Source organism: Methanococcus voltae (assembly GCF_024807655.1).
In the GTDB taxonomy this organism is placed as follows: Archaea; AGJL01; Methanococci; order Methanococcales; family Methanococcaceae; genus Methanococcus; species Methanococcus voltae_D.
In genome coordinates this window covers 20492-46341 of the sequence record NZ_JANUCR010000005.1, presented here as the reverse complement: position 1 = coordinate 46341, position 25850 = coordinate 20492, and the positions used below count along the sequence as shown (strand labels likewise).

22 protein-coding genes are annotated in these 25850 nt (G+C 28.3%); 8 read left to right on the top strand and 14 right to left on the bottom strand.

Features of this window, described 5'->3' with window-relative positions; translation table 11 throughout:
• Positions 1 to 46 precede the first annotated feature (46 nt).
• The 6 genes from cofF to J3E06_RS06660 form a co-directional block, all read right to left on the bottom strand.
• A complete protein-coding gene (cofF, locus tag J3E06_RS06685) occupies positions 47 to 910 on the bottom strand; it encodes a coenzyme gamma-F420-2:alpha-L-glutamate ligase (protein ID WP_013180838.1) in 864 nt (287 codons plus the stop codon).
• 281 nt (positions 911 to 1191) lie between these two features.
• Positions 1192 to 2319 carry a site-2 protease family protein gene (locus J3E06_RS06680; protein ID WP_013180839.1) on the bottom strand — a complete coding sequence of 376 codons (1128 nt, stop codon included), beginning with the start codon at positions 2317 to 2319 and terminating at the stop codon, positions 1192 to 1194.
• 248 nt (positions 2320 to 2567) lie between these two features.
• Positions 2568 to 3158, bottom strand: coding sequence for an XTP/dITP diphosphatase (locus J3E06_RS06675; protein WP_013180840.1), 591 nt, complete (start codon positions 3156 to 3158; stop codon positions 2568 to 2570).
• 233 nt (positions 3159 to 3391) lie between these two features.
• Positions 3392 to 5599 carry a heavy metal translocating P-type ATPase gene (locus J3E06_RS06670; RefSeq protein ID WP_013180841.1) on the bottom strand — a complete coding sequence of 736 codons (2208 nt, stop codon included), beginning with the start codon at positions 5597 to 5599 and terminating at the stop codon, positions 3392 to 3394.
• A gap of 46 nt (positions 5600 to 5645) precedes the next feature.
• Positions 5646 to 6035 (bottom strand): ArsR/SmtB family transcription factor, encoded by a 390-nt coding sequence (locus J3E06_RS06665; protein WP_013180842.1) that lies wholly within the window; start codon positions 6033 to 6035, stop codon positions 5646 to 5648.
• A gap of 342 nt (positions 6036 to 6377) precedes the next feature.
• Positions 6378 to 6530 carry a hypothetical protein gene (locus J3E06_RS06660; protein WP_157209411.1) on the bottom strand — a complete coding sequence of 51 codons (153 nt, stop codon included), beginning with the start codon at positions 6528 to 6530 and terminating at the stop codon, positions 6378 to 6380.
• Positions 6531 to 6717: 187 nt separating this feature from the next.
• Here J3E06_RS06660 and J3E06_RS06655 point away from each other — a divergent pair, with 187 nt between their 5' ends.
• The 5 genes from J3E06_RS06655 to hemL all read left to right on the top strand — a co-directional run bounded on the left by J3E06_RS06655 (position 6718) and on the right by hemL (position 11985).
• On the top strand, positions 6718 to 7641 hold the full coding sequence (locus J3E06_RS06655) for a manganese-dependent inorganic pyrophosphatase (protein WP_013180843.1): 924 nt from the start codon (positions 6718 to 6720) through the stop codon (positions 7639 to 7641).
• Between the two features lie 479 nt (positions 7642 to 8120).
• Positions 8121 to 9608: a sodium/proline symporter PutP gene (gene putP, locus J3E06_RS06650; protein WP_157209412.1), complete on the top strand. Its 1488-nt coding sequence runs from the start codon at positions 8121 to 8123 to the stop codon at positions 9606 to 9608.
• Positions 9609 to 9876: 268 nt separating this feature from the next.
• Positions 9877 to 10119 (top strand): hypothetical protein, encoded by a 243-nt coding sequence (locus J3E06_RS06645; RefSeq protein WP_013180845.1) that lies wholly within the window; start codon positions 9877 to 9879, stop codon positions 10117 to 10119.
• 72 nt (positions 10120 to 10191) lie between these two features.
• A complete protein-coding gene (locus J3E06_RS06640) occupies positions 10192 to 10467 on the top strand; it encodes a DUF5379 family protein (protein ID WP_013180846.1) in 276 nt (91 codons plus the stop codon).
• A gap of 234 nt (positions 10468 to 10701) precedes the next feature.
• A complete protein-coding gene (hemL, locus tag J3E06_RS06635; protein WP_013180847.1) occupies positions 10702 to 11985 on the top strand; it encodes a glutamate-1-semialdehyde 2,1-aminomutase in 1284 nt (427 codons plus the stop codon).
• Positions 11986 to 12083: 98 nt separating this feature from the next.
• Here hemL and J3E06_RS06630 read toward each other — a convergent pair whose 3' ends face one another.
• From J3E06_RS06630 to nrdD, 3 genes are all read right to left on the bottom strand, one after another.
• The gene (locus J3E06_RS06630; protein WP_013180848.1) at positions 12084 to 13127 is read right to left on the bottom strand and encodes a sn-glycerol-1-phosphate dehydrogenase; all 1044 of its coding nucleotides are present in this window, start codon (positions 13125 to 13127) and stop codon (positions 12084 to 12086) included.
• A 122-nt stretch (positions 13128 to 13249) separates the two neighbouring features.
• Positions 13250 to 13954 (bottom strand): 7-cyano-7-deazaguanine synthase QueC, encoded by a 705-nt coding sequence (gene queC / locus J3E06_RS06625; RefSeq protein ID WP_013180849.1) that lies wholly within the window; start codon positions 13952 to 13954, stop codon positions 13250 to 13252.
• Positions 13955 to 14140: 186 nt separating this feature from the next.
• On the bottom strand, positions 14141 to 16459 hold the full coding sequence (gene nrdD, locus J3E06_RS06620) for an anaerobic ribonucleoside-triphosphate reductase (RefSeq protein ID WP_013180850.1): 2319 nt from the start codon (positions 16457 to 16459) through the stop codon (positions 14141 to 14143).
• 637 nt (positions 16460 to 17096) lie between these two features.
• On the opposite strand from nrdD, the gene J3E06_RS06615 reads away from it, so the two are divergent.
• Positions 17097 to 18227, top strand: coding sequence for a tRNA (guanine(10)-N(2))-dimethyltransferase (locus J3E06_RS06615; RefSeq protein WP_013180851.1), 1131 nt, complete (start codon positions 17097 to 17099; stop codon positions 18225 to 18227).
• 143 nt (positions 18228 to 18370) lie between these two features.
• Here J3E06_RS06615 and J3E06_RS06610 read toward each other — a convergent pair whose 3' ends face one another.
• From J3E06_RS06610 to ribK, 4 genes are all read right to left on the bottom strand, one after another.
• Positions 18371 to 20716, bottom strand: coding sequence for a CDC48 family AAA ATPase (locus tag J3E06_RS06610; RefSeq protein WP_013180852.1), 2346 nt, complete (start codon positions 20714 to 20716; stop codon positions 18371 to 18373).
• Between the two features lie 411 nt (positions 20717 to 21127).
• Positions 21128 to 21598, bottom strand: coding sequence for a riboflavin synthase (ribC, locus tag J3E06_RS06605; protein ID WP_048187237.1), 471 nt, complete (start codon positions 21596 to 21598; stop codon positions 21128 to 21130).
• A 120-nt stretch (positions 21599 to 21718) separates the two neighbouring features.
• Positions 21719 to 22417 carry a 3,4-dihydroxy-2-butanone-4-phosphate synthase gene (gene ribB / locus J3E06_RS06600; RefSeq protein ID WP_013180854.1) on the bottom strand — a complete coding sequence of 233 codons (699 nt, stop codon included), beginning with the start codon at positions 22415 to 22417 and terminating at the stop codon, positions 21719 to 21721.
• 153 nt (positions 22418 to 22570) lie between these two features.
• Positions 22571 to 22960, bottom strand: a complete 390-nt coding sequence (gene ribK / locus J3E06_RS06595) for a CTP-dependent riboflavin kinase (protein WP_048187240.1) — start codon at positions 22958 to 22960, stop codon at positions 22571 to 22573.
• Between the two features lie 291 nt (positions 22961 to 23251).
• Between ribK and J3E06_RS06590 the strand changes: the two genes are divergently transcribed.
• A complete protein-coding gene (locus tag J3E06_RS06590; protein ID WP_013180856.1) occupies positions 23252 to 24013 on the top strand; it encodes an MTAP family purine nucleoside phosphorylase in 762 nt (253 codons plus the stop codon).
• A 56-nt stretch (positions 24014 to 24069) separates the two neighbouring features.
• Positions 24070 to 24699 (top strand): L-threonylcarbamoyladenylate synthase, encoded by a 630-nt coding sequence (locus J3E06_RS06585; RefSeq protein WP_013180857.1) that lies wholly within the window; start codon positions 24070 to 24072, stop codon positions 24697 to 24699.
• Between the two features lie 66 nt (positions 24700 to 24765).
• Here J3E06_RS06585 and dph2 read toward each other — a convergent pair whose 3' ends face one another.
• Positions 24766 to 25731 (bottom strand): diphthamide biosynthesis enzyme Dph2, encoded by a 966-nt coding sequence (dph2, locus tag J3E06_RS06580; RefSeq protein WP_048187243.1) that lies wholly within the window; start codon positions 25729 to 25731, stop codon positions 24766 to 24768.
• Between the last annotated feature and the right edge of the window lie 119 nt (positions 25732 to 25850).

Sequence of the window (25850 nt, the reverse complement as noted above, 5' to 3'; positions counted from 1 at the left end):
CCCCCATTTTTATTTTTATTTTTATTTTTTTATTTTTATTATTATTTCATCGTTTCATACGGTCAATCAAGCATTTTGCTATTATTTCATCTGCATTAATACCCAATTGTCTAAATCCTTTGGTCCCTGGTGCGGTATTTACCTCAACCACATTGTATTCATCATTTTTTGGCAATAAATCAACTGCCATTATATCCCCTTTCATAACTTCAGAACATTTTAATGCTATTTCTTCAACATCTGAATTAATTTTTAATTCTTCTATACTTCCGCCTTTGTATAGGTTGGTTATATAATCATTGCTTATTCTCCTATAGCCCCCTACAACTTGCCCATCGACTACCAATACTCTCATATCTTTATACAATCCAGTATTTTGGTCTTTAAAATCGATATATTCCTGTATTAGTTTGCTTTCCCACATTGAATTTTTTGTTTTTTCTTTTAATTCTTCATTGTTAAGGGGTTTGTCTACTCTCATACCACATTTTGAGAACGAATTTTTTAATATTAACGGATATTTTATGTCGTATTTTTCAATAAATCTTATCGCATCACCATAATCTCGAATTAAAGCTGTTTTTGGTACTTTTATTCCATTTTTATTTAATATTTTCAAAGTTTTAAATTTGTCTGATGAGTTGTAGATTGTAGATAATGAGTTTACAAATTTATAGTTTTCTTCTTCTAAATTTTTTAATACTTGCCACGAATACAATGTTAATCTGTCCATATAGTCTCCAATTCCACATCTGGAGTGAATTAAGTCCGTATCTATTTTATAATTGTCATCAACCAATAGATTATCTTCTGAAAGTAATAATATTTTACAAGGTTGTCCAAGTTCTTTTATAGCATTTTTTAGCGCATATATTGTAGAACCGCCTTCCGCACATACAATTGTTATCATTTTATCCCTTAAATCAATTTTTAATATGTTAACTTTTATATTTTTATTTAAAAAGTTATTTATATTTACATATTATTTCATACAATTATGATTAAGATACAATATAAATATATAATCTTTGCGTATTCTATTTACATATTATTTCATATATTTTAAAAATTTACTATAAAATGTAAATATAATTATAAAAAAATATAATATTTAATATATGAAATAAAAAAAATAAAAAATAAAAAATAAAAAATAATTTAATATTATTTAATAATGGTTATTCAATTGTATTATATAAATGAATAAATTATCACTACAAATATGAGCAACCATATTAATGAACCGATAGAATGCAACACTTTGTCATTTATTATGTATGCTAACCCATTGGCGATATGGTCAGTAATTCGACTATTTCCAAGCTCTCTTATGGTGTCCGGTAATGATATCCAAATATGATATCCATCTAATGGTATTGCAGGCAATAAATTAAATATGGCAAGTAGTAAATTTAACATAAATGACCAATAGATGGTATTTACCAGTAAGTTTACATAACCTGACGTAATGGCCATTATTCCAATTTTTCCATCCGAACCTGCAGTAATATTATATTCTAACTTTTTATCGTCTCGTATAATTATAATATTCGAGCTTACATTAGGTTTTAGCTCACTTGCTTCTTTTTGGAATTCTTGTAATGATTCAATTCGGTTTCCATCGATTGAATATATAATATCATTGCTTTTTAATATTCCATCTGCTGGATGACCTTCTAACACTTCAGATATTGTTATATCACTATTTAATGAAGCACTCCACGGCAATGCAAATAAGAATAATATTGCAAGTACTAAATTAGCCATAGGTCCTGCAGCAGCAACTGAACCACGCACCCTTTTGGCGGAATTTTGATATTCTTCTGAAAGCTCCACAAAAGCACCCAATGGTATACCCAATGCTAATAATAATCCGGTACTTTTAATTTTCTGGTTAAATGACCTTGCAACGATACCGTGAGCAAGTTCGTGAACTGTAATTCCAATACCGAGTGCGAATATACCTGCAATCCAAGGAATTGTGTTTCCAAATAGCATAATTACTGGCGTTGCAGCTTCACGCTCAATGCTTCCATTAATTATGCCCAGGGAAGACATCATATAATTTACAAATGCAAAAATACTTATAAATATTGCGAGGGGGATTGATAATGTGGATAACCACCTCCAAAATTTATATTTTCCTACTTTATCGATAAATTTTAGTCCTATTTTAGTTTTTAGGACTCCAAATACGAAATAAGTTTTTAATTCATAGTTTAATTTTAAATCGTGTTTTTCTTTAAATTTGTCTAAAATTAGTAATAGTATCCATAGTAATACGAATATTATTAAAACCATATTTTGTGATAATTCCATTTCTACACCATATTTATCTTAAATTATAGCTATTTATCTTATTTCTAATCTTTTAATCTTTTAATCTTTTTTAATAATATGATATTTTTAACTCTTTACTTATTAAATATATGTACTTTGGCATAATGTTTTAATAAGATATTGAAATTTTTAAAATAATATTATTTTAGGGTAGCTATTACCTAAAATACCTAAAAATATAATTAAATTTTATGTAAAATATATAAAATAAAAGGAATAATTTTGTGTTATTCGTTAGATAATGAATCTATATATCTTTTAAATTCCATAAATGCGTTTTTTCGGTGAGATATATCACTTTTTTCAGCAGGTAGCATTTCTGCAAAAGTTTTTTCGCAACCTTTTGGCACAAATATGCTATCATAAGCAAAACCATATCCGTTAGATTTCATTTTATAGGATATCGTTCCTTCTACCGTTCCAGAAAACGTTTTGATTTCTTTGCCGTCGTAATATCCTATAACGGTTTTAAAATACGCATTCCTCTTTTTACACGTTCCAAGAAGTTTTAAAATTCCTTCATTACCTAATGTCATTTGAACATATTTTGAGTAAGTTCCGGGAAATTCTCGCAATGATTCTATGAATAAACCACTATCTTCTACAATTATACTTACATTTTCATTAGAAATTTTTTCGTTTTTGGACATATATTCGTCATAAACATATTTAGCACCATATTTAGCTACTTCTTCGAGAGTACCCTGTAGTTCGGGATATGGTATTTTCAACTGTTCTACTTCATATTTAGAATTTTTTAAGATTAATTTAGCTTCTTTTACTTTGTTTATATTTCCCGTACCAAATAATAATTTCATATTTCCACCATAGTCCTTAAACATCCAAATCAATTAAAATATTACCATATTATACTATTCTTCCAATCTATTTAAATATTGCATACTATAAACAAGTAAAAAAATAAGTATAAATTACAAAAGGAGATTAAAATAAAAATAAAATTATGTAAAATATGTTAAAATTGGTATAACTTAGTATTAATTAGTATTAATTAGTATTAAATTTTGATTATTGTTAATTTTTAGTTAGTTTAGTAAGTTTTATTGATTATTCGTAATGAATTTAAGATTGCAAGTATTGTGATACCAACGTCAGCGAAAACTGCTTCCCATAATGAAATGCTACCGAAAATAGCCAACATTATGAATAATAACTTAACACCCAATGACAAAACTATGTTTTGGTGAACTATTTTTTTAGTGTATTTGGCGATTTTAATTCCTTTAACGATATTTAATAAGTTATCATTCATAATTATTATGTCAGAAGCTTCTATCGCTATATCACTACCTAAATTGCCCATAGCTATTCCAACATTAGCTCTTTTAATAACTGGGGCATCATTAATCCCATCACCTACAAAAGCTATTTTGTCGTTTGATGACATTTTTTCAATAATGTTTAATTTATCTACGGGTAATAATTCGTAGTAGTATTCGTCTACTTTTAAGTTTTTAGCTACTTTTTCAGCAACTTTTTCAGTATCTCCTGTTAATAATACATTTTTTAGACCCATTTTTGATAATTGGGCAATTGTCTCTCGAGATTCATATTTTAAATTATCATCAAAGCTACCGTATCCCATATATTTATCGTTGATTACTAAAAATACGTTTGTAGTACTATAACCTATATTGGAGTTAACTATGGGAATATCATACATTTTTAATAGTTTTTCATTCCCTATTAAGAATATATTTTCTTTTAAGTTCTTTGAATTATTACATTGATATTTTAAAACAATCCCTTTACCAGAAATTTCTTCAACCGACTTTATTTTTATTTTTTTAGCCAATAATTTAATAAAAATGTCATTTGACAAATAATTTGGATTATTTTTAGATAATAATTTATCTTCATAATATTTACATATTGCAATTGCTAATGGATGATTTGAATTTTTTTCAGCATTATATGCTAAATAAGCTAATTTTAAAAATGTTTCTTTTTTAAAATTTCCATCTGCAGGTATTACTTCGGATAATTCAAATTTTCCGTATGTTAAAGTACCAGTTTTATCAAATGCTATTGTTTTAATTTTAGTTAGTTCATCAATGTAATTAGAGCCTTTTAAGAGAATTCCTTCCTTTGAAAGTTTTCCAATACTTGAAAAATAGCTCAATGGTACTGAAAGTACTAATGCACAAGGGCATGATATTACAAGTAATATTAATGCTTTAGTTATCCAGGAATAATCTCCATACGCAATTATTGGGATGATTGCAATCATTATTGAAAGAAATATTACGCTCGGAGTATAATATTTTGCAAATTTTGTTATAAATTTTTCAGATTTTGATTTTTTGATATTTGCTATTTCTATTAAATCTCTTATTTTTGAAATCATAGAATGTTTATAGTCTGATATTACCTTTATTTTTAAAGGGTTTGCTAAATTTATAGAACCAGAATATATTTTATCATTTTCATACACTGATTTGGGAAAACTTTCTCCAGTAATTGCCGATGTATCAATAGTGGAGCTTCCATTAACAACAATTCCGTCAAGAGGAACTTTTTCGCCTACTTTTACAAGTATAATGTCCCCAACGTTTACAGTTTCCGGGTTTACTGTATTAACTTCTCCATTTTCATATACATTAGCATAATTGACTTTTAAAGAGACAAGTGAATCTATAGATTTTTTTGAATTATTCAATGCTTTTTCTTGTAGGTATTCGCCAATCGTGTACAATAACATTACTGCGACACCTTCAGGATATTCGCCAATAAAAAATGCACCAATTGACGCAATAGTCATTAAAAAGTTTTCATCGAATAAATTACCGTTTAAAATATTTTTTACAGTTTTGATAATTACGGACCTTCCAGTTATTAAATACATAATTATAAATCCTATAATCGCATTGTTTTGGGTTAAATATCCCGAATAATACGTGTATAATAATATTGGGAATAAAATACTTAATATACTCAATTCAATTACTTTTTTACGGTTAATTTTTTCAATATCTTTATTTATATTTTTATTTTCACTTTTTTTATTATTTTTTTCATTTTTAAAAGAATAATCATTTATTTTTACTAATTTTACACCTTTTTCAACTGAATTTATAATTTTTTCTAATTCTTTCTCGTCAAATTCTTCATCAAACATAAACAAATCAAAAGTTGTTAAATTAATGGCTGTTAGGGGATATATTTCTTTTAATTTTTGTTCTATTTTAGATGCACATGCGGAGCATTTTAATCCTTTTAAGTGATACTTTACCACCATAATCTCATCTCGGGGTTTGGCAGTCTATACCGTTCTTTTTTAATTTTTAATTTTTAATTTTAATATATTCGAGTATTTTTGAAATTTTTGAATCTTTAATGGAATAATATATAAATTTTCCATCTTTTCTATTTTTTATTAGATTTTTATCTTTTAATATCCTTAATTGGTGAGATAAAGCTGATTTTGTACATCCCAATATTTCAGATAGTTCACAAGGGCAATATTCTCCATTTTTAAGGATATATAATATTTTTAAACGATTAGGCTCGCTTAAAGCAGCGAAATAATTTGAAGTCCCTAAAATTTCCTCGTCGATGGGTAGGTATCCCATAGCTTTTTCAATATGTGTATTATCATTATCATGTTCTTGACACATTTCAACCTCTGTTTTTTCTAAATTTATGAATTTATCTTTTTTTCCGTGAGTTGACATACTATTACCTTTATTTTTAATTTTTATTATTCTTAGGGGTATATTATTTAATATATTATATCAATTGAACAATTGTTCATATATAATATTGTTAGATTTCTAATATATATGTATATATGTTATAATATGTTCGATAATACCTTCATTTGTTAAATTTTGACAAAATATATTAACTTTGATTAAATTTTTTAATTATGCTTAAAAATAGTTCTAAAAATTTATCTCGACATCAACACCAAATTTCATACTTGGAATATACCATGTCAATTGGCTAACCCTAAATGTCGAGACCAGTTTACTAACTTTTGCTGTATTATGGTCATTGCAAGCCAACGCAAACTCTCATAACTCGCCCAAAAGTTGGTTTATACGATAATATTGCTTCAAATTCGAACCCTCTATCATTGCGAGGTCATCCATAGGCTCCATGTAGGTCGGTTTATTGAAGCTATGTATTACATAATCTAAACTGTTATATATACTTATATATGCCAATACCCACTTATTTTTATAAATTAGTTTAATTTTATTTAATATTCTTTTTTTATTAATTTTCGGGTAATTAATCTATGATTATCGTTAAACTCATATATTAGCTACATACAATGAATTAAACATAATTATATTAATTATATATAATAAAAATAAATATATATTCAATATTATATTAAATGGTGAAATTATGATATATACAGTAGGACATAAGAATCCAGACACTGACAGTGTTTGTTCAGCAATAGCACTTGCTTACTTTTTAGATGGGATGCCTGCAAAACAGGGAGACATTAATCCAGAAACAGAGTTTATATTAAAAAGATTTGGTTTAATGGAGCCGGAAACAATAACTTCTGCAAAAGGAAAACAACTTTATTTGGTTGACCACGCTGAAAGGTCTCAATCACTCGATGATTTAGAAGATGGTAAATTATTGGGTATTATTGACCACCATAAGGTTGGAATTTCCACTTCTGAGCCAATAATTTATGTTTCAAAACCAATTGGTTCAACAGCATCAGTAATTGCTGAATTATACTTTAGAAATAGCTTAGATTACATCGGTGCAAAAAATAAAGAATTAAAAGCAGACATTGCAGGAGTTTTATTATCTGCAATTTTATCTGACACTTTGTTATTTAAATCTCCTACAACAACTGAATTGGATAAAGAATTAGCTAAAAAACTTGCAGAGATAGCAAACATTAAAGATATGTATGCGTACGGTATTGAAATGTTAAAAGCTAAATCTACCGTTGGAAGTATGGAACCATCTGAAATTTTAGATATCGATTATAAAGAATTTAGTTTAAACAGTAAAAAAGTTGGTGTTGGACAAGCTGAGGTTATTGATGCTTCAGAAGTTGAATCTAAAAAAGAAGAAATATACGATTTAATTCAAAAAAGAGTTAATTCAGGCGATTATGATTTAATATTATTCCTAATAACAGATATAATGAAGGAAGGTAGTGAAGTTTTAGTTTGCGGTAATAAAGAAGCATTTGAAACTTCTTTCAATGTAAAATTATCTGAAAAAAGTATTTTCATAGATGGTTTAATGTCAAGAAAAAAACAAGTTATTCCACCTTTAGAGAAATATTACAATAAATAATTACCTAATAATTACCTAATATATATCCATTTTTTTCTTTTATTTTTTAAATAATTTCTTATAATTCTTATAATTCTTATAATTCTTATAATTCTTATAATTCTTATATGACTATACTATTTATCCTGTTTTACACTTCATTATTTTAAATTTGACTCCAAATTAAACAGAAAATTATAAAAAACATTAATAAATATATTGAATAGTTTGATAAGTATAAATTGTATTAATTTGCAAGTAATAATCAAACGCCTTTTATTATTTACCAATATAGTAATAAGGCAATAATACAATAGTTTCTTAAATCTTTGCGATTATTACCTTTTTTTAAGTAAAAATCGAATAATTACTTATATAAATCATATAAAACCAAATATATATGATTAAAATAGTATTTAATATAGAAATATTGTTAAACTTATATTTTATAAAATATTCTACAAAAATATTCATATATGTAGATATTTCTAAATTGGTGTATTTTTATGAAAAACTTAGAAATTATTTTGGTTTTCGTGATATATCTAATAGTAATGCTTGGAATAGGCGTTCATTACTATAGAAAAAACGAGAATTTAAGCGATTATATATTAGGGGGTAGGAAACTTAACAGTTGGGTAACTGCTTTAAGTTCTCAAGCTTCGGATATGAGCGGTTGGCTTTTAATGGGCTTACCTGGTTTTGCATACTTGGCAGGTATGGAAGCAATGTGGATTGCTTTGGGTCTTGCAGTGGGTACTTATCTTAATTGGAAGTTTGTTGCCCGTAAACTTAGGCGATATACTGAAGTTGCAAAAGATTCCATTACATTACCAGTTTACTTTGAAAATAGATTTAGAGATAATTCTAAAATACTTAGAATTATTTCTGCAGTGTTTATCTTAATTTTCTTTATGATATATACCTCATCCGGTCTTGTAGCTGGTGGAAAATTGTTCGGGACTGTTTTTGGTTTGGATTATACTCTTGCCTTGACAATAGGGGCACTTGTAATTATATCATATACATTCTTAGGCGGATTCTTGGCAGTTTGTTGGACCGACTTTTTACAAGGTTTAATAATGGTACTTGCAATTATTATAGTTCCATTAGCTGCAATAATGAATATTGGAGGTACTGACGCAGTAATGGCAGGATTTAACGAAATAAGTCCTGAATTTGTTAATCCATTCACGGATTTAACAGGTCAACCATTAGCATTACTTGCGGTTATATCTTCGTTAGCTTGGGGTTTAGGTTATTTCGGACAACCTCATATACTTGTAAGGTTTATGGCCATTAGTTCCGAAGATAAAATACCAAAAGCGAGACGTATCGCTACTACTTGGGTAGTTATAAGTCTTGCAATGGCGGTATTGGTTGGTATGGTGGGGGCTGTAGCTTTCCAAGGTCAACCTTTGTCAGACCCTGAAAGTGTATTTATGGTTTTAATTGATGGATTATTCCCAAGTTTAATTGCGGGAGTATTATTGGCCGCAGTTTTGGCCGCAATTATGAGTACTGTAGACTCTCAGATGTTAGTTACTGCTTCAGCACTTACTGAGGATATGTATGCACTTGTAAGGAAAGAGGCATCTGAAAAAGAATTATTATGGGTCAGTAGGTTTTCAGTAATATTGGTTGCTTTAATGGCTTATGCAATGGCTTTGGATATTAACAATAAGGTTTTAGATTTAGTATCTTATGCTTGGGCAGGATTTGGAGCTACTTTCGGTCCTTTGGTTTTGTTTTCCTTATTTTGGAAGAAAACCACAAAAGGTGGGGCAATTGCAGGTATGCTCGCAGGTGGTCTTACAGTAATACTTTGGAAAAACAGCAGTATGTTTGGCGTATCTGGCGGAATATTCGATTTATATGAAATTGTACCGGCATTTATAATAGCTTCAATCTTCATTGTATTGATTAGTTTGGTTGAAAAGCCATCTGACGATATGATAGAAGAGTATGAACAAGTTTCAAATAATTAAATATTAATTACTTAATTAATAAATAGGTTAATTAACCGATAATATGAAATCTTGTGTATTTCATATTTCATATTTTCATTTTTATATTATTATTTTATTTTTATTTTTCTATTCTATTATTTTTATATTATATTCAATAAATTAATATATTATATCATAAACTATAAATTATTAGTAAAATAATTCAAATGATTTTTATACTATATTCGCTAATTAATTTTTATAATTTAATTACATTAAAATAAAGTAATGTAAAATCAGGGAAATTATGGATTATTCTGAAATTAAACTTTCTTTAAAAAGTTATGAAATATTGGTTGACAAAGGTGCATATAATATAAAGCGAAAATTTGCATTTTTACTTCAAAAGGGCGATGTTTTACTTTTCGAAGGTGATAACTATTATGCAAATGACGAAGTAATTATATTGGATAATTATACTTATTCAGAAAGTAAACGACCAAAAGAGTATCTTAAAGTTTTTGAAATTAACGAGATATACAAAAAATAAAAAATAAAAAATAAAATGGACAACATACTAACGAAATACTATGTACTGACAATATTATAATACGGTGATATCATGTCTTTTGACGTAAAAGTAGCTATTATAAACGCAATTTTTGGAATTGCATTTGGTTATTTGGCTAATTATATATATACAATGGGATTGGGCTTTTTAAGTGGAATAGCGGCATTTTTATTTTTGTTCGTAGGTTTCATAATTTCGGGACATCTTACATCCAAAGTATTTGGTAGTAAGAGTATGACTCAAAAACAATGGTTAGGCGGGGGATTGCCAATATATTTCTTTATAGCGATTGTATTTTGGGTTTTAGCATATAATAAAGTTTTCTAACTTATCATATTTTAATTATTTATTAATTATTAATTATTACTTCTTTTTTATTTTTTTTATTTTTTTATTCTTATATCTTATTTTTTTATTCTTTGTTAATAATGGTAATTTTCGTATTAATTTCCATTTTTTTAGCACATAAATCGTAAATACTATATATTCCATAAGTTTTAAAATAAAGTATTAATTTAAAAAATTATTCTATAAATTATATTAAATCGTGTTGGTGCAATAATGTATACAATAAAAACAGAAAAATCGGAAAAATTATACAATGAAGCAAAAAAATGTTTGGTTGGAGGAGTTAACAGTCCTGTTAGGGCATTTAAACCATATCCTTTTTTTGTAAAAAGTGCTAATGGATGCCATTTGATAGACGAAGACGATAATACCTATATAGATTACTGTTTAGCATACGGACCTATGGTTTTAGGGCACGCAAATCAAGAAGTATTATATAAAGTAAGAGAACAAATGGATTTGGGTACAGCGTATGGAGTACCTGCTAAAAAGGAAATAGAACTCGCAAAAGAAGTAATTAATAGAATACCTTGTGCTGAAATGGTTAGATTTGTTAATTCAGGTACTGAAGCTACAATGAGTGCAATTAGATTAGCAAGAGGTATCACGGGTAAAAATAAAATAATTAAATTTGACGGGGCTTATCACGGTGCACATGATTATGTACTTGTAAAAAGTGGTAGTGGAGCTTTAACACACGGTTCTCCTAATTCTCCAGGAATTCCTGCTGATACAACGAAAAATACTATATTATTGCCATTTAACAATAGGGAATTAATGGAAAAAACTATATATGAACAAAAAGATGAAATAGCCTGTATTATAGTTGAACCAGTAATGGGTAATGTAGGATGTATTTTACCAAATGACGACTATTTAAAATTTTTGAGAGAAATAACTGAAGAAAATAATATAATATTAATATTTGATGAAGTTATAACTGGTTTTAGGTTGTCAAAAGGGGGAGCTCAGGAATACTTTGGTGTAGTCCCTGATTTGGTGACTTTAGGTAAAATTTTAGGTGGCGGTTTTCCAATTGGTGCAATTGCAGGTAAAAAGGAATTAATGGAAAACTTTTCACCAAATGGTGCAATATATCAAGCAGGTACATTTAATGGTAATCCTGTATCTATAACTGCAGGAATTGAAACTTTAAAGTGTTTAAATGATAGCTTTTACACTGAAACTACTAAAAAAGCAACAATTTTATCTAATCACTTAAGGGACTTATCCGATAAATACAATATCGAAACAAAAGTGTATAATATAGCATCAATATTCCAAGTTTACTTTAATAAAAATGAAGTTTTAAACTACGACATCGCAAAAGAAAGTAATACCGAATTATTTAACAAATATTTCTTTGGTTTATTGAATAATGGCGTATTTATAGCACCTTCTCAGTTTGAGTGCTGTTTTACATCTATTGCCCATAAAGAAGAAGATTTAACAAATACTATGAACGCAATGGATAAAGCATTTAAGTCTTTAAAATAGATTTATAATCATTTTATTTTATTTTATTTTTTTATTCTTTATTCTTTATTCTTTATTTTCCTTATTTTTTTCAAAAATTTAAAAATAAATATTTTAAATTATATAACTTGTGAATTTTCCAATAATTCTAATGATTTTTTCTTATCTAATCCATTTCTTAAAATTGTATATCTTTTTCTTAATTTGGGGGCATTACACAACGCTTCAACGGCTATGTCTTCATCATAACCCAATTCATAAATATCAATTGGTGATTTAACTATTTTTAAGGATTTTACTATTTCACCATACACTTTATTATTTAATCTTTTTTCATTTACGTATGCTTTTGAGAATATGATAGTACCTACACCACACTGTTCGCCGTGTAGTGATTTATTATCGATTACGCCTTCATTTTTAAGTTTATCAATAGAATGTGAAAACAAATGTTCACTACCTGAAGCAGGTCTCGAAGAATGTGCAATTGCAATAGCCATTCCACTTGCAATAAGTGCTTTAACTATTTTTTTAGGGTATTCTGCTAAATTATCTTTATTTTTGGTTGTTTGCATATATTCCATAAGCTCTTCTGCAATTGTTTTTGAAAATATGGCGGAACTTTCGCTATATTTTTCATTATTTTCAATATGTGCTAATTTCCAATCTAAAACTGCGGTAATGTTTGAAACTATATCCCCCATACCTGAAGCTAAAAGTTTTTTAGGTGATTTTTTGATTATATCTATATCGCCAACAACTGCAATAGGGGGTTCGGCCATAAACGATGGAACGCTTAATGAAACAATTGGTGAAGCAATACCATCGTTTGAAGCTGTGGTCGGTACGCTAATAAATGGTTTTTTACTAATACTTGATGTGTATTTAGCTACATCAATAGATTTACCTCCCCCAATTCCTAAAATACAATCGTAATCTCCAAATGATTTTTTAACATATTTTAAATTTTCGTCAGTTAATTTATTAAATCTTTCGTACTCTACTTCATGATAATAAATAGAGTCATATCCCAATTTATTGTATTTTTGAGTGCTTTTACCCGTAATTACCAATGGATTTTTTAAATTCAATTTTTCCAACAATTCGGGTATTTTGTTAATTGCACCATTTTCAACAATTGTATATCTTGGGATTGTAATCATTTTATCCATCGTATCACACTAAGTTAGTACGTCAATTTTTATTATTATTTTTATTATTATTTTTATTATTTTATTTTTAAATTTAATATTAATCTTAATATTTTTTTATTCTTTAATTTTTTTTATTCTTTATATGTGGTAATATCTTCAGTATTTGCTAATTTAAATGCTCTTTTTCTTCTCATACAACTTTCACAAATTCCACAATGAATAAATTCCGGATTTTCGTGATAACACGAATAACTGTATTTTAATAATTCTAAACCTAATTTTTGCTCTAATTCAATTCCTTTTTTTACAATTTCGTCTTTATTCATTTTATAAAGTGGAGCTTCTAATTTTACTTTATTAAGTGTTCCATATTCATTGCATTTGTTAAATCTATCCATAAATTCCATTGTATTATCTGGGAATGTACTTGCTTCTTCTTCATTAATTCCACAGTATACATAATCTGCACAAATTGCTTCGGCAAGTCCTGATGCTATCGAGAACATTATTAAATTTCTTGCAGGTACCCATACTTTTTTCATAGTCTGTTCTGCAACGACCCTATTATCTAAATTTTCCTCTGAAATAGATGGTATGTCGCCTGTTTTTAAACCACATTCGCTTAGTTCACACATTTCGCTTAAAAAGTTTAAATCAATTATTTTATGCTCGGCACCCAATATTTCAGCTATTTTTTTAGATGCACTTATTTCATTTTTTAGGGCTTGTTGTCCATAATTAAATGTTAGGCAGGTTATATCATATCCTTTTTGTTTTGCAATCAATGATGCTACTGTAGAATCTAATCCGCCACTTAATACACAAATTGCTTTCATATTATCCCTTTTATTTTGAATAAATAATTATTTAATTTTCGTAAATTGAATTTATAGTGTAATATTGTATTAGTTTAAATAGTATATATAATATTTTAAACTGTTTTTTAAAATGAGTTAATTTATAATTTAATATATTACAAAAAAGAAATGAGTATTTAAATCAATTAATGATTAAATAATTGATTATAATCTTGGTAGATTGCTTTTTCTATCTAATAATTCTTTTTGTTTAGCACTGTTCCAATTTGAAACGTTTTGCAAGTATCCTGTAATTCTACTGAATTTTTCTACGCTTTCGCTACCGCAATTACTACAATTGTCTTTTAAACCAGTCATTGCTTTATTGCAAGCTTCACAGATACTTAAATTTTTAGTATAGGTCCAGAATCCGATATTTGAATCACATATTTTTTTGGTAATTGTCATCAATACATCAGGGTCAGCGTAAGCTTCTGCATTCCAGAAATGACCGATATGTCCCCCATTACATAATGGATGGAATTTTTCTTCGATACTTACTTTTTCACCGAGTGTAACATCTGAATTTACTTTTACGTGTGATGAGTTAGTGTAATATATACTACCCATATCGTCCAAATTACCGTTTACAACAGATTCAGTCTGTTCTTTGTAGTATTTATGGTCCAATCTTGCAAATCTTCCAGCAGTACTCTCAGCAGGAGTCTGAGTAACTGTCCATCTTAATCCAGTTTCTTTTTTAAGGCCGTCTGCATATCCTTTGATATGTCCGATTACTTTTTCACCAAATGAAACAGCATCTTTTGAAGTGTGTAATTCTTCACCCATATGATATTTTAATAATTCATTTAAACCAACAAATCCGAAAGTTTTTGTTGTATTATCATATCTATAATACTGGTCTTCATCGAATTCTTGGGTTAAGAAAGGCAATACGGCTCTTGATTCATCGTCGCCATATAATCTTTTTTCAGATATACTATGTTTTATTAATAAAGCATCCTGTACTAAATGTAATCTTTCATTTAATAATTCGAAGAGTCTTGTATCGTCCCCTTTTGCTTCATATGCTATTCTTGGCAAGTTTAAAGTGTACCATTGCATATTTCCAGTTCTAAGGGTACCTTCTTCAACACTATTGCCCCAATCTCCACTTAAACGAGTTCTACAACCCATAGCGTTAGTGTTTCCAACCTGATAATCAGCAGTCATATTGATGAAGTAAGGAAGTCCCCATTTTGCACTTAATCTATGAATTTTGTATAATAATTCATAATTTTCATTTTTAAAAGCATTTTCTCTTAATTTAAATATCACATTAGGGAATAAGAAAGGTTTTCCGTACGCATCCCCGCCCATTAAGACTTCAGTAAGTGCTTCAGCAATTATTTTTATCTCTGCATCATATTCTTCATAAGTTCCTACAATTTGACCATTTTTGATTGCAGGTTTATCTTTTAAAAATTCTGGAGCTTCTAATTCTAAGTTTATCGTACTAAATACAACTTGCCCCCCTCTTGCCGCATATATCTGGTTCATTTCGTAAATAAACATTTGCATAAGTTGTTTTACTTCTTCGTATGATAATCCTCTCATATATGGGGCTAACCATACGTTAAATTCATCAATACTCTGACCGCCAGACATTTCACATTGTGAAGCACTTAAAACTTTTGCAGCGTGTTGTATAGCTACTTCAGGATTTTTTGCAGGCTTTGAAACACTTGTATGTCTCCCAGTACCATCAACTTTTAAACCGTGCATTAAGAAAGGTCTTAAATCGTGTTGACAGCAAACGGTTCTAACAGCGGCATATTCCAAATCGTGAAGGTGAATATCTCCTTTCATATGTAAATCTGCAATATGTTTTGGGAATATTTTCATTAACGCATATTCCTTCATTGTTTCATCAGCAACCCATTTGTGTATACTTTCAGGGTTGTGCATTAAGTTAGCGTTGTCTTTTGACCCGTGATTAATTAATCTATCGATATCGTATACTGGAATACCCAACCTTGTGTGTTGGTGCCTAATATCTTCAAGACCGTGCTCTATAAGTTTGTAATTTACTACTTCCCTTATCATAGGTGCTGTAAGGTATTTTACATTCATCTTTTTAAGTTCTTTTTCTACTTCATTTGCTATTTTTAAAGCAACTGATTCATCTGCATTGGCTTCATTAATAAGTGCCTCAGCTATCTTATTTTTATCAAATCCCTCAAATTCTTTTCCAGAGGTTCTAATTTTTAGGCAATTGTCATAAAGGTATTTTTCAGAGTATTTTGATTTTCCATGTTCTTCTTCATATTCGTATAATACGTTATAAATACTTTTTTTAAGTTGTTCGGTGGTCATTCCTTCGTCTATATCTTCGTATAAGTTTGAAAGTATCGGTTCTACGTCAGAGTAGTCGACTCCAGAGTTTAAAAGTGATTTTACCAACTTATTTATATCAAATTGTTCACTATCCCCACTTTTTTTGATAATTTTTATATCGGGAACGATTTTTTTACTTGCTATCATCCAATCACCCTTTTAATAAAGATTTCAGAAAATAAAAATTGATAAACGGAATTGAAAATTGTTATTATTATGTATAATTGGAGTAATTTACTCCTTGAGTTTAAAGGAGTTATCTTTAATAAATTGCACATATGTTGCATATAATATACATATTTACTAATTTTGTATTTTTTACTTTATATATTTGTGTTTCATACGATATTAACAAAAAATATTATTAAATACTATTATATATACTATATTTCTTAATTAGTAGTAAATTATAGATATTTTTAATATTCAATTTTTTTCTAATCGTTGTCAACTACTATATGATATACACTATTAAAAGTTAGTTAATAAACTTACATCTAAAATTATTACACAAAATACTTTTAAAATTAGCATAATTAAAATCTACAATAAAATCATATTATTATATTATTTACATATACAATGTTATTTAAAAGTAATCGGTATTTTAAAAACTAAATATTATTTGAATTTACATATCCCATTATTTCTATGATGTAATATATATCCATACTATTAATATTAGTTAGTCTAATTTATAACTCGATTAGTATTAATATTATTAAAAATCAAAAAATCAAAAAATCAAAATTTAATGAATTTATTTTTTATCACTGGTGTTATGATGGCTAAAAAAACAATAATTGAAGGAAGTACTAAATTAAATGTTTCAGAAGAGCGAACCTTATCAAAAAAAGACCCCGTTTTTTACAACCCCGTAATGGAAATTAATAGAGACATTTCCATTTCTACAATACAGGCTTTTTTAGACAATTTTAAGCGAGATGAGTTTAAAATTTGTGATGCTTTGGGTGGAAGTGGTGCCCGTGGATTAAGGTATGCAAAAGAACTTGATTTTAAAGGTATTTTGGATATTTCTATAGGTGATATTAACCCAAATGCGATACGTGCAATTCACGAAAATATAAAAATAAATGAGTTCAACGATAATGTTAAGTTATCAGTTCATCATAAAGATGCAAACATATTATTGTCTGAAAATTATCGGGAGTTTAACGTAAGTGATTTGGATCCTTTTGGTTCGCCAGCCCCCTATATGGATAGCGGAATTAGGTCGACGTTAACAAAAGGTGGAATAGTATGTATGACGGCTACCGATACTGCAGTACTTTGTGGAGCTTATCACAAATCATGTATAAGACGTTATAATTCAGTTCCTATTCGTGGCGATAAAGAGTATGCAGTAAGGATATTGATTGCAAGTGCAATTTTAAATGCTGCGAAGTATGATATTGGATTAAGACCCCTTTTTTCACATTGTACTGACCATTATGTAAGGACTTTTATGATTACAGAACGTGGTGCTGGAAAAGCTGAAAAGGCAATGGAAAATCTTGGTTATGTTAAACGCCAATATGAAGACATCACTGTTAAAAATTACTTTGATGGATTTGAGAGAGGATTTGGCGGTCCTTTTTATTTAGGTAAACTAAATGACTATGATTTAGTTAAAAATACATATAAAATTGCTAAAGATAGAAATTATTCACATAGGGCAGTTGAAATATTAAATACTTTAAAAAAAGAGTCTGAATTTGAGATGGTAGGAAGTTATAATATTCATGAAATATGTAGTTTTATTAAAAAATTAGTGCCACCAATGGACGTAATAATTCAGGATTTAACTGACAAAGGCTTTAAAGTTTCAAGGGTACATTATACACCATATGCTTTAAAATCAGATGCGAAATTGTCCGATATAATTGTTTCAATTTCTGAAAATAGTTCAATATAATATAATATAATATAATATATTTAATATAAAAATGACTTATTTTTTTATTTACTAAATCTTTTTAAAAATTTAAAAAAATGAAAAAGGAGTATATTTATTTTTATTTTTATTTTTAAATTTCTTACTGATATTATTTTTAGTCCTTAACTATTAAATTCTTCAACTAATTTCCTGTTTTCTTCTTCATCTTCTTTGGTAATTGAAGGTTTAACCTTTTTCATCGCTTTTATGAATGATTCTTTTGGTATTATCTGAGCTTCAAGATTTTCTCGCAAAGTAATCATTGCTGCTTCCCTACATACTCCTGCAATATCTGCACCGGAATATCCTTCTGTTTTTTCGGCCAATTCCATTAATAAATTGTTTTTTTCTTCTTCCTCATTGTTAAGGAGTGGCATATTTGCAGTATGTACTTTAAATATCTTTAATCTTGTATCTTTATCAGGGGCAGGTACTAAAACCATTCTATCGATTCTACCTGGTCTTAATAATGCAGGGTCGATTAGTTTAGGTCTGTTTGTAGCTGCAATAATCACTAAATCTTTAGGTTCTTCTAAACCATCTAATTCCGTTAATAATTGGTTTACCACTTTTTCAGCTGCATCATTACCAAAGCTCATACCTCGAACCGGTGCAATCGAATCAATCTCATCAAAGAATATAACTGTAGGTGATGCTTGTCTTGCTTTTTTAAAGATTTCTCTAATAGCTTTTTCACTATCTCCTACCCATTTACTGAATATTTCAGGTCCTTTTACACTAATAAAGTTAGCTTCACTTTCATTTGCAACAGCTTTTGCAAGTAAAGTTTTACCAGTTCCTGGTGCACCATAGAGTAATATACCTTTAGGCGGTCTAATTCCCATCTTTGTAAATTTATCAGGGTATTTTAAAGGCCATTCTACTGCTTCAATTAATTCCTGTTTGACGTCTTCTAATCCACCTATATCTACCCATTTAATGTCTGGAACGTCCACTAATACCTCTCTAAGCGTAGATGGTTCAACCTCTTTTAAAGCATCATAGAAATCAGTTTTTGTGACTTTAAGAGTTTCCAATACTTCTTTAGGTATTTCTTCGTCAAGGTCAATCTTTTTATTGTCAAGTAATTTTCTCAATGATTTCATAGCAGCTTCTTTACATAAAACGGATAAATCAGCACCTGCAAAACCGTGGGTTTTATCTGCAAGTTCTCTTACGAATGATTTAACTATTGCAACATCTAATTTATCAATAATACCTAATTCTTTAGCTTTTTCAACCACTAAATTAGGGTCGCGTGTTGAAATTAAAATTTCTTGCAATGTTTTAGATTTGTCTCTTGCATCAATATCTTTTCTTTTGCTACTTGATAAATAACTTATTCCATCTTTTAAGCTTAATTCATCATAATCTGCCTCAAGTGGCATACTTCTTGTATGTATATCTAAAATTTCCCTTCTGGCATTTCTGTCAGGTATTCCAATTGTAAGTTCCCTATCTAATCGTCCAGGTCTTCTTAATGCAATATCTATTGAGTCAGGTCTGTTTGTAGCCGCTAATATAACTACTTGCCCTCTATTTTCAAGACCATCTAATAAAGTTAATAACTGAGCAACCATTCTTCTTTCAACTTCTCCAGTTACTTCATCTCTTTTTGGAGCTACAGCGTCAATTTCATCAATAAATATCACTGACGGAGCATTTTCTTCTGCTTCTTCGAATATTTTTCTTAAGTTTTCTTCGGTTTCCCCAACGTATTTACTCATAATTTCTGGGCCGTTTATCGTATAGTAATTAGCACCAGATTCATTTGCAACAGCTTTTGCAAGTAAAGTTTTACCAGTTCCCGGAGGTCCTGCAAGTAAAACACCTTTAGGAGGTTCAATACCTAACCTATCGAATAATTCAGGATGTCTCATTGGTAATTCTACCATTTCCCTAATTTTTTTTACTTCTTCCCTTAATCCACCTATATCTTCATAAGAAACACTTGGTACTTTAGTTTCTTTAATTTCTCCCGCAGGTTCTGTTTTTAATTCAACAGTGGTAGCTGGTCCTACTATTACAGGTGATTTAGGTGATGTGTTTACCACTACAAATTGGAAAGCAGTTCCCAATACTGCTACAAGCACGTTTGAGCCTTTTCCAACAACTTGTTTATCCAATCTACTTTTTACGTAATCTTCAAATCCCGCATTGAATCTTACAGGTCTTGATGGTGCCAAAACTATTTTTTTAGCTTCTTTGGCCTGTACTTTTTCAATGGTTACTTTATCCCCAATTCCTGCTTTAGTAACTTGTCTAAGTAAACCATCCATTCTAATTGTTTTAGTATTTTGGTCGTCAAGATATCCTCTAAGAACTGTAGCATATGTCGTTTCTTTCCCTTCAATCTGGATTACATCGCCAGGTTCTAATGAAAGTTTTTGCATAGTTACAGGGTCTATTCTTACGGTACTTTTCCCTACATCGCTTTGATATGCTTCCTCTACGATAAGTTCTACCATAGATATCACCTCATACTTTAAAAGTTTTAGTTTAATAATGATATACGTATTATAACTATATTAATCATTTGAAGTTCTATATATAGTTTTTGGTTATAAGTTATAACTTATATTTTAATATTCCAATAGCATAGTAAATATTTTAATCATTTACTATAAGATGTTTCACAAATATATAATTATCGTTTAAATTAGAATTGATAACCATAATATATTATTAAATACAAATTTACAAAGTTTAGGCCCTATTTTGAAATAATAACCTTAAATAATAAATTAATCATTTACTAAAATAATATATGTTAAAAAAAATATTTATATTTATATTATTAAATATTCGTATGTTTAGTAATTATTATTTGAAGTATTATTTTAAAATAAATTTATCAAAAAATCTATTTTTTAAAATAATTAACGTTTTGCAGGACCAACATCTTCAAATCCTTCTCTAAGTCCCATACCCGCCTGTTTTTCCAAATATTTTTGGTCAAATAGCATGTAATATATGTTTTCAGCATGTTCTACAGCTCTTCTTTTTGCAAGCCAGTCTAATTCTTTCCCATCTTTTGCTTCATCTTCATGTACAAAAACTTCAATTATATGTTTATTTGTCATTAATTGGGCCATCATAAGACCTTGTGATGCTTCATGAGCACAAACTTTGTCTTTATCTTTACCGCCCGGCATACCTAAAGCCAATACTATTTCACAACCCTGTTCTTCAATTAGTTTTTTACACGCTACAGGTAAGTCTTTCATACCTGGAACTGTGTACCTAATTATTTGTACTTTGCTTGTCATTTCATTTAGCTTTTTTACTGCAACGGAAGCCATATCAACCCTAGCAAATGTAGTATCGGTAATTCCAACTTTTATGCCCATAGATAACACCATTTTAAAATTATGAATATTAATTGAATAATATATATTTAAAAATAAATTAAATTATTTGTAATTTATTCTTTTGTTATATTATATTATTATTATTATTTTATTTTTATATTATTCTTCTTTTTTACAAAAAACATTTAAATAATAGTTTATAATATCAGCACCTGCTACATTAACGAGTTTATTTTCTTCAGCGTATTTTGCAGTTAATTCTTTGCTTAAAGCGCCCCCATTGTCACCCATCATTTCACAAATGGTTGTCATAGGATATGTTCCAGCAATTTTTGAAAGTGCCAATGATATTTCAGTATGACCTTGTCTTCTTTGTACTAATCCCTCGGTACCTCTTAGTAAGTGAACGTGTCCAGGGCTTCTAAATTCAGAACCAAATTCTTCAAATCTGTTTTCTTTGCACATATTAGCTAATTTTTCAACAGTATAGGACCTATCATTGTCTGGGATTCCAGTAAATGTTTTCCTATGATTTACAGTTATTGAAAATGATGATTTTTCATCGTATGGTATATCATCAGGGTATAATTTGTTTAAAACAGGGTATTTTTCAGAAGCTAATCCTAATATATCAACCATAAAAGGAATTCCTAATTTATCGCAATCTTCTGGCATTATGCAAGTACATATCAAACCACCTGCATTTTTTCTAAATGTCCTAATGGTTTCAGGTGTTATAAATTCAGATGCAATAACCATATCGGTTTCAGCTTCTCTTTTATCGTCATCGTAAATTAATACGATTTCTCCTTTTTTAAGTGCTTCAATAGCTTTTTTAACGTTTCCATATTCTTCCATAATAACACCATATTTTTATTTTTAGTTATCTATTAATTATTTAATTATAAATTTCTTATATTTGCGATGTGATAATATTTTTGTTTTATTATATCTAATTTGTTATTTCATTTACAGGATATGATATTGTTGATTACATTATTGGAAGATATATTAAATATCCAATTCTACAGTTATAATATCGTTATTTTTTAATTTTAAATATTTTCTAAGATTTAATGAAGATATAATCTCTAAAACAGATTTTGAATGAACTGTTTTTTTTGGAGCAACTATTGAACCTTTAATCGAGATACCAAAACGGTTTTTTATTACTATGGGTACATATTTTACCCCATAAAATTTTTTATTATTGTATTCAAAATCTTCTATAACTTTGTAATCTTCAACATGGGTCCAAAAATCACGACCTGTTTTTATATTTAGAGTTCCCAAATAGGGGGTATATCCTAAATTTTTCTCAAAAGCCAGTTTATAGGGTTCTATGCCTACAAAATATTTCCCTTTTCCTTTTCCACTGATAACTTTACCGTAAAATTTCATTTTATTCGCCATACAATGATATTTTAAAATATCAATAAATAATTTTTATACTTTAGATAATTAGTTTTTATACTTATTTTAAAATTATACGTTTATTAATCGGATAACATTCTTAATTACGTAAATATATATACTTTTATTATATTTTAATATACATAATAATACATTAATAATATACATATCGATTTGATATGACTTTGATATAATATTGAGTATTGATTAATCAATTTGACTTAAAAAAGTAGAATAAATATTAAATATTTAAATTATCAACTATTTAATGGTGTTTTTATGATAGGAATTATCGGTGGAACTGGTTTAGCTGGTCTTTTAAAAAATGGTGAAGAAAAAATAGTGGAAACTAAATATGGGGCTTCAAAAGTATTGATTGATGAAAATAAAGATGTCGTATTACTTGGTAGGCATGGTTTAAGCCATAGTACTCCCCCACATAAAATTAATTATCTTGCAAATATTTATACCTTAAAAAAGTTGGGTGTGGAACGAATTTTATCATTAAATGCAGTAGGTTCTTTAAAAGTTGAAATAGAACCTTCTTCTTTCTTGATTGCAGATGATTTTATTGAATTCACTAAAGTGAGAAAAAGTACGTATTATGACGGCGAAGATGGAAAAGTAGCTCACGTAAATATGTTAGAACCCTTTTGTAGTGATTTAAGAGGTATTTTAAAAGAAATACTTGATAAAAGACAATATTCCTACAATGAAGGCACGTACATATGTACTGAAGGTCCAAGATTTGAGACAATCGCTGAGATAAATATGTATAAAAATTGGGGTCATGTTGTAGGAATGACTGCTTATCCCGAGGTTTCATTAGCTAAAGAGTTAGAAATGTGCTATTGTTCACTTTGCAATATTTCAAACTACTGTTCGGGCATTAAAGACAGTGATTTAACTGTAGATGAAGTTTTAGACACTGTTAAATCGATGGAAAGCAAAATACTAAATGTAGTTGATGATTTCATAAATTACAAATTTGAAGAAAGAACTTGTGGATGTAAAGATGCAATGAAAAGTGCATTTATTTAATTATTAAATATTATCAAATTTAAAAATAATATAGTGAATATATAAGCTGGGGTATTATGAAAATTATTCGAAAAGGGGTAGAAATAACACTAAATGATGCCAAAAAGTACCTAAAAAATGGCGAAATTGCATTATGTCCTACTGATACCATATACGGAATCTGTGGTTATGCACTGGATAAAAATGTGGTTGATAGAATCTATAAAATAAAAAATAGAGATGAATCGAAGCCCTTTTCTATAAGTTTACAAAAAAAGTCCGATATACAAAAATATGCGAAAGTAAATAATGTTGCTAAAAAACTCATTAATAAGTTTTTACCCGGTCCAATTACATTAATATTGCCAAAAAAAGAATCTATACCAGATTATATTTGTAAGGACTATGTGGGTATTCGCATACCTGATTCAAAGATAATATTGGAGTTATCTGAAATACCAATAACTTCTACAAGTGCTAATGTAAGTGGTAGACCTTCTTCTTATTCCATATCAAAAATGGATAAAGAAATATTGAACAGTGTAGATATAATTATCGATGACGGTGATTGTGAATATAAAAAGCCTTCTACAATTGTAAAAATAATAGATAATGATATAGAATTGATAAGGGAAGGTTCTATATCTTTTGATAATATTTTAAAAGAATTAAATTTATATAATAACGAATTTAAGAAAAATAAATAATAATTATATTTTATATTTTATATTTTATAGTTTATATTTTTACATTTATTCAGATATGCGGACGTATTATATAAAATCATACTCCATTACTTCGTCAAATACGTATTCAAAATCTTCTTTTACATACATTTCAAATTCTCTTGCTGTAATAAGGGTTTTATCGTAATTTGTATAATCGTCTAACACAATACGTGGACAAGCACAAATAACGTACGCATCAACTTTATATATTAAATTTGATGGTGAAATATTGTTTAATACAATTGGAACGTATTTAATGTTATTTTTTTCACATAATTCAATCATTCTGTCGAATACTTTAGTTCTACACTGTCCTTTTTTTGTAGATAGAACAATACCTATTTTTTGAGGTGGATGTATCATTAATTTTGTAATTTTTCCAATTCTTATTTTAATCAATTTCTTAATTTCTGATTCTGTTATTTCTGAAATTTCTCTTGAAAGCGGATTATAAATTTTAACGGTTTTTTTAAACTTATATGCCATCATTAGGGGGTGAAATCGCCCTGTACCTACATATAATATGGAATCTTCATTATTCCAGTTATTTATTACCGCCCTACATCCTAATATAATATTGGGGTTGTATTCGTCAAGACATTTTTTAAATTGTATGGTACTAACGATTGTAGGATTATTAAGTTCTTTTTGAAGCTTTTCCATATTTTTTTCAAAATCTTCATCAATATTATAATAAGAATGAACATATATCACAGGAATTTCTGATTTAACATAGGAAAGCTCCTCATGACCATAATGGACTATTAAATCAGGATTTAATAATGAAACGTCCCTATCGCATAAATCACAAGCCCCAAAACAAGATTCGCCCCATATTATCATTTTTGGTATTTGTTCCTGAGGCGTATTATTTTCTTCAAATTTTTGGCGTAATTTGGATATTTCTAAATCTACGGACCTTTTTAAACCTTCCGGGGCTTGTAATATTACTTTTTTAGCTTTTGAAGTGCATATATAATTGTAAACTCGTTCTGTTTCTAAATTCCACATTATTTTCACCATATAAATTTTAACTTATTTTCTATTTTTTTATTTTATTTTTAGTCTTTAAATTCATATGTCATCAATCAATTCATAAAATAATTGACACATATATTTCTTAAATTATA

What these genes read in the sequence shown, in the direction of transcription:
- cofF (WP_013180838.1), bottom strand. Translation starts at nt 910, where the DNA reads ATGATAACAATTGTATGTGCGGAAGGCGGTTCTACAATATATGCGCTA.
- J3E06_RS06680 (WP_013180839.1), bottom strand. Translation starts at nt 2,319, where the DNA reads ATGGAATTATCACAAAATATGGTTTTAATAATATTCGTATTACTATGG.
- J3E06_RS06675 (WP_013180840.1), bottom strand. Translation starts at nt 3,158, where the DNA reads ATGAAATTATTATTTGGTACGGGAAATATAAACAAAGTAAAAGAAGCT.
- J3E06_RS06670 (WP_013180841.1), bottom strand. Translation starts at nt 5,599, where the DNA reads ATGGTGGTAAAGTATCACTTAAAAGGATTAAAATGCTCCGCATGTGCA.
- J3E06_RS06665 (WP_013180842.1), bottom strand. Translation starts at nt 6,035, where the DNA reads ATGTCAACTCACGGAAAAAAAGATAAATTCATAAATTTAGAAAAAACA.
- J3E06_RS06655 (WP_013180843.1), top strand. Translation starts at nt 6,718, where the DNA reads ATGATATATACAGTAGGACATAAGAATCCAGACACTGACAGTGTTTGT.
- J3E06_RS06645 (WP_013180845.1), top strand. Translation starts at nt 9,877, where the DNA reads ATGGATTATTCTGAAATTAAACTTTCTTTAAAAAGTTATGAAATATTG.
- J3E06_RS06640 (WP_013180846.1), top strand. Translation starts at nt 10,192, where the DNA reads ATGTCTTTTGACGTAAAAGTAGCTATTATAAACGCAATTTTTGGAATT.
- hemL (WP_013180847.1), top strand. Translation starts at nt 10,702, where the DNA reads ATGTATACAATAAAAACAGAAAAATCGGAAAAATTATACAATGAAGCA.
- J3E06_RS06630 (WP_013180848.1), bottom strand. Translation starts at nt 13,127, where the DNA reads ATGATTACAATCCCAAGATATACAATTGTTGAAAATGGTGCAATTAAC.
- queC (WP_013180849.1), bottom strand. Translation starts at nt 13,954, where the DNA reads ATGAAAGCAATTTGTGTATTAAGTGGCGGATTAGATTCTACAGTAGCA.
- nrdD (WP_013180850.1), bottom strand. Translation starts at nt 16,459, where the DNA reads ATGATAGCAAGTAAAAAAATCGTTCCCGATATAAAAATTATCAAAAAA.
- J3E06_RS06615 (WP_013180851.1), top strand. Translation starts at nt 17,097, where the DNA reads ATGGCTAAAAAAACAATAATTGAAGGAAGTACTAAATTAAATGTTTCA.
- J3E06_RS06610 (WP_013180852.1), bottom strand. Translation starts at nt 20,716, where the DNA reads ATGGTAGAACTTATCGTAGAGGAAGCATATCAAAGCGATGTAGGGAAA.
- ribC (WP_048187237.1), bottom strand. Translation starts at nt 21,598, where the DNA reads ATGGGCATAAAAGTTGGAATTACCGATACTACATTTGCTAGGGTTGAT.
- ribB (WP_013180854.1), bottom strand. Translation starts at nt 22,417, where the DNA reads ATGGAAGAATATGGAAACGTTAAAAAAGCTATTGAAGCACTTAAAAAA.
- ribK (WP_048187240.1), bottom strand. Translation starts at nt 22,960, where the DNA reads ATGAAATTTTACGGTAAAGTTATCAGTGGAAAAGGAAAAGGGAAATAT.
- J3E06_RS06590 (WP_013180856.1), top strand. Translation starts at nt 23,252, where the DNA reads ATGATAGGAATTATCGGTGGAACTGGTTTAGCTGGTCTTTTAAAAAAT.
- J3E06_RS06585 (WP_013180857.1), top strand. Translation starts at nt 24,070, where the DNA reads ATGAAAATTATTCGAAAAGGGGTAGAAATAACACTAAATGATGCCAAA.
- dph2 (WP_048187243.1), bottom strand. Translation starts at nt 25,731, where the DNA reads ATGTGGAATTTAGAAACAGAACGAGTTTACAATTATATATGCACTTCA.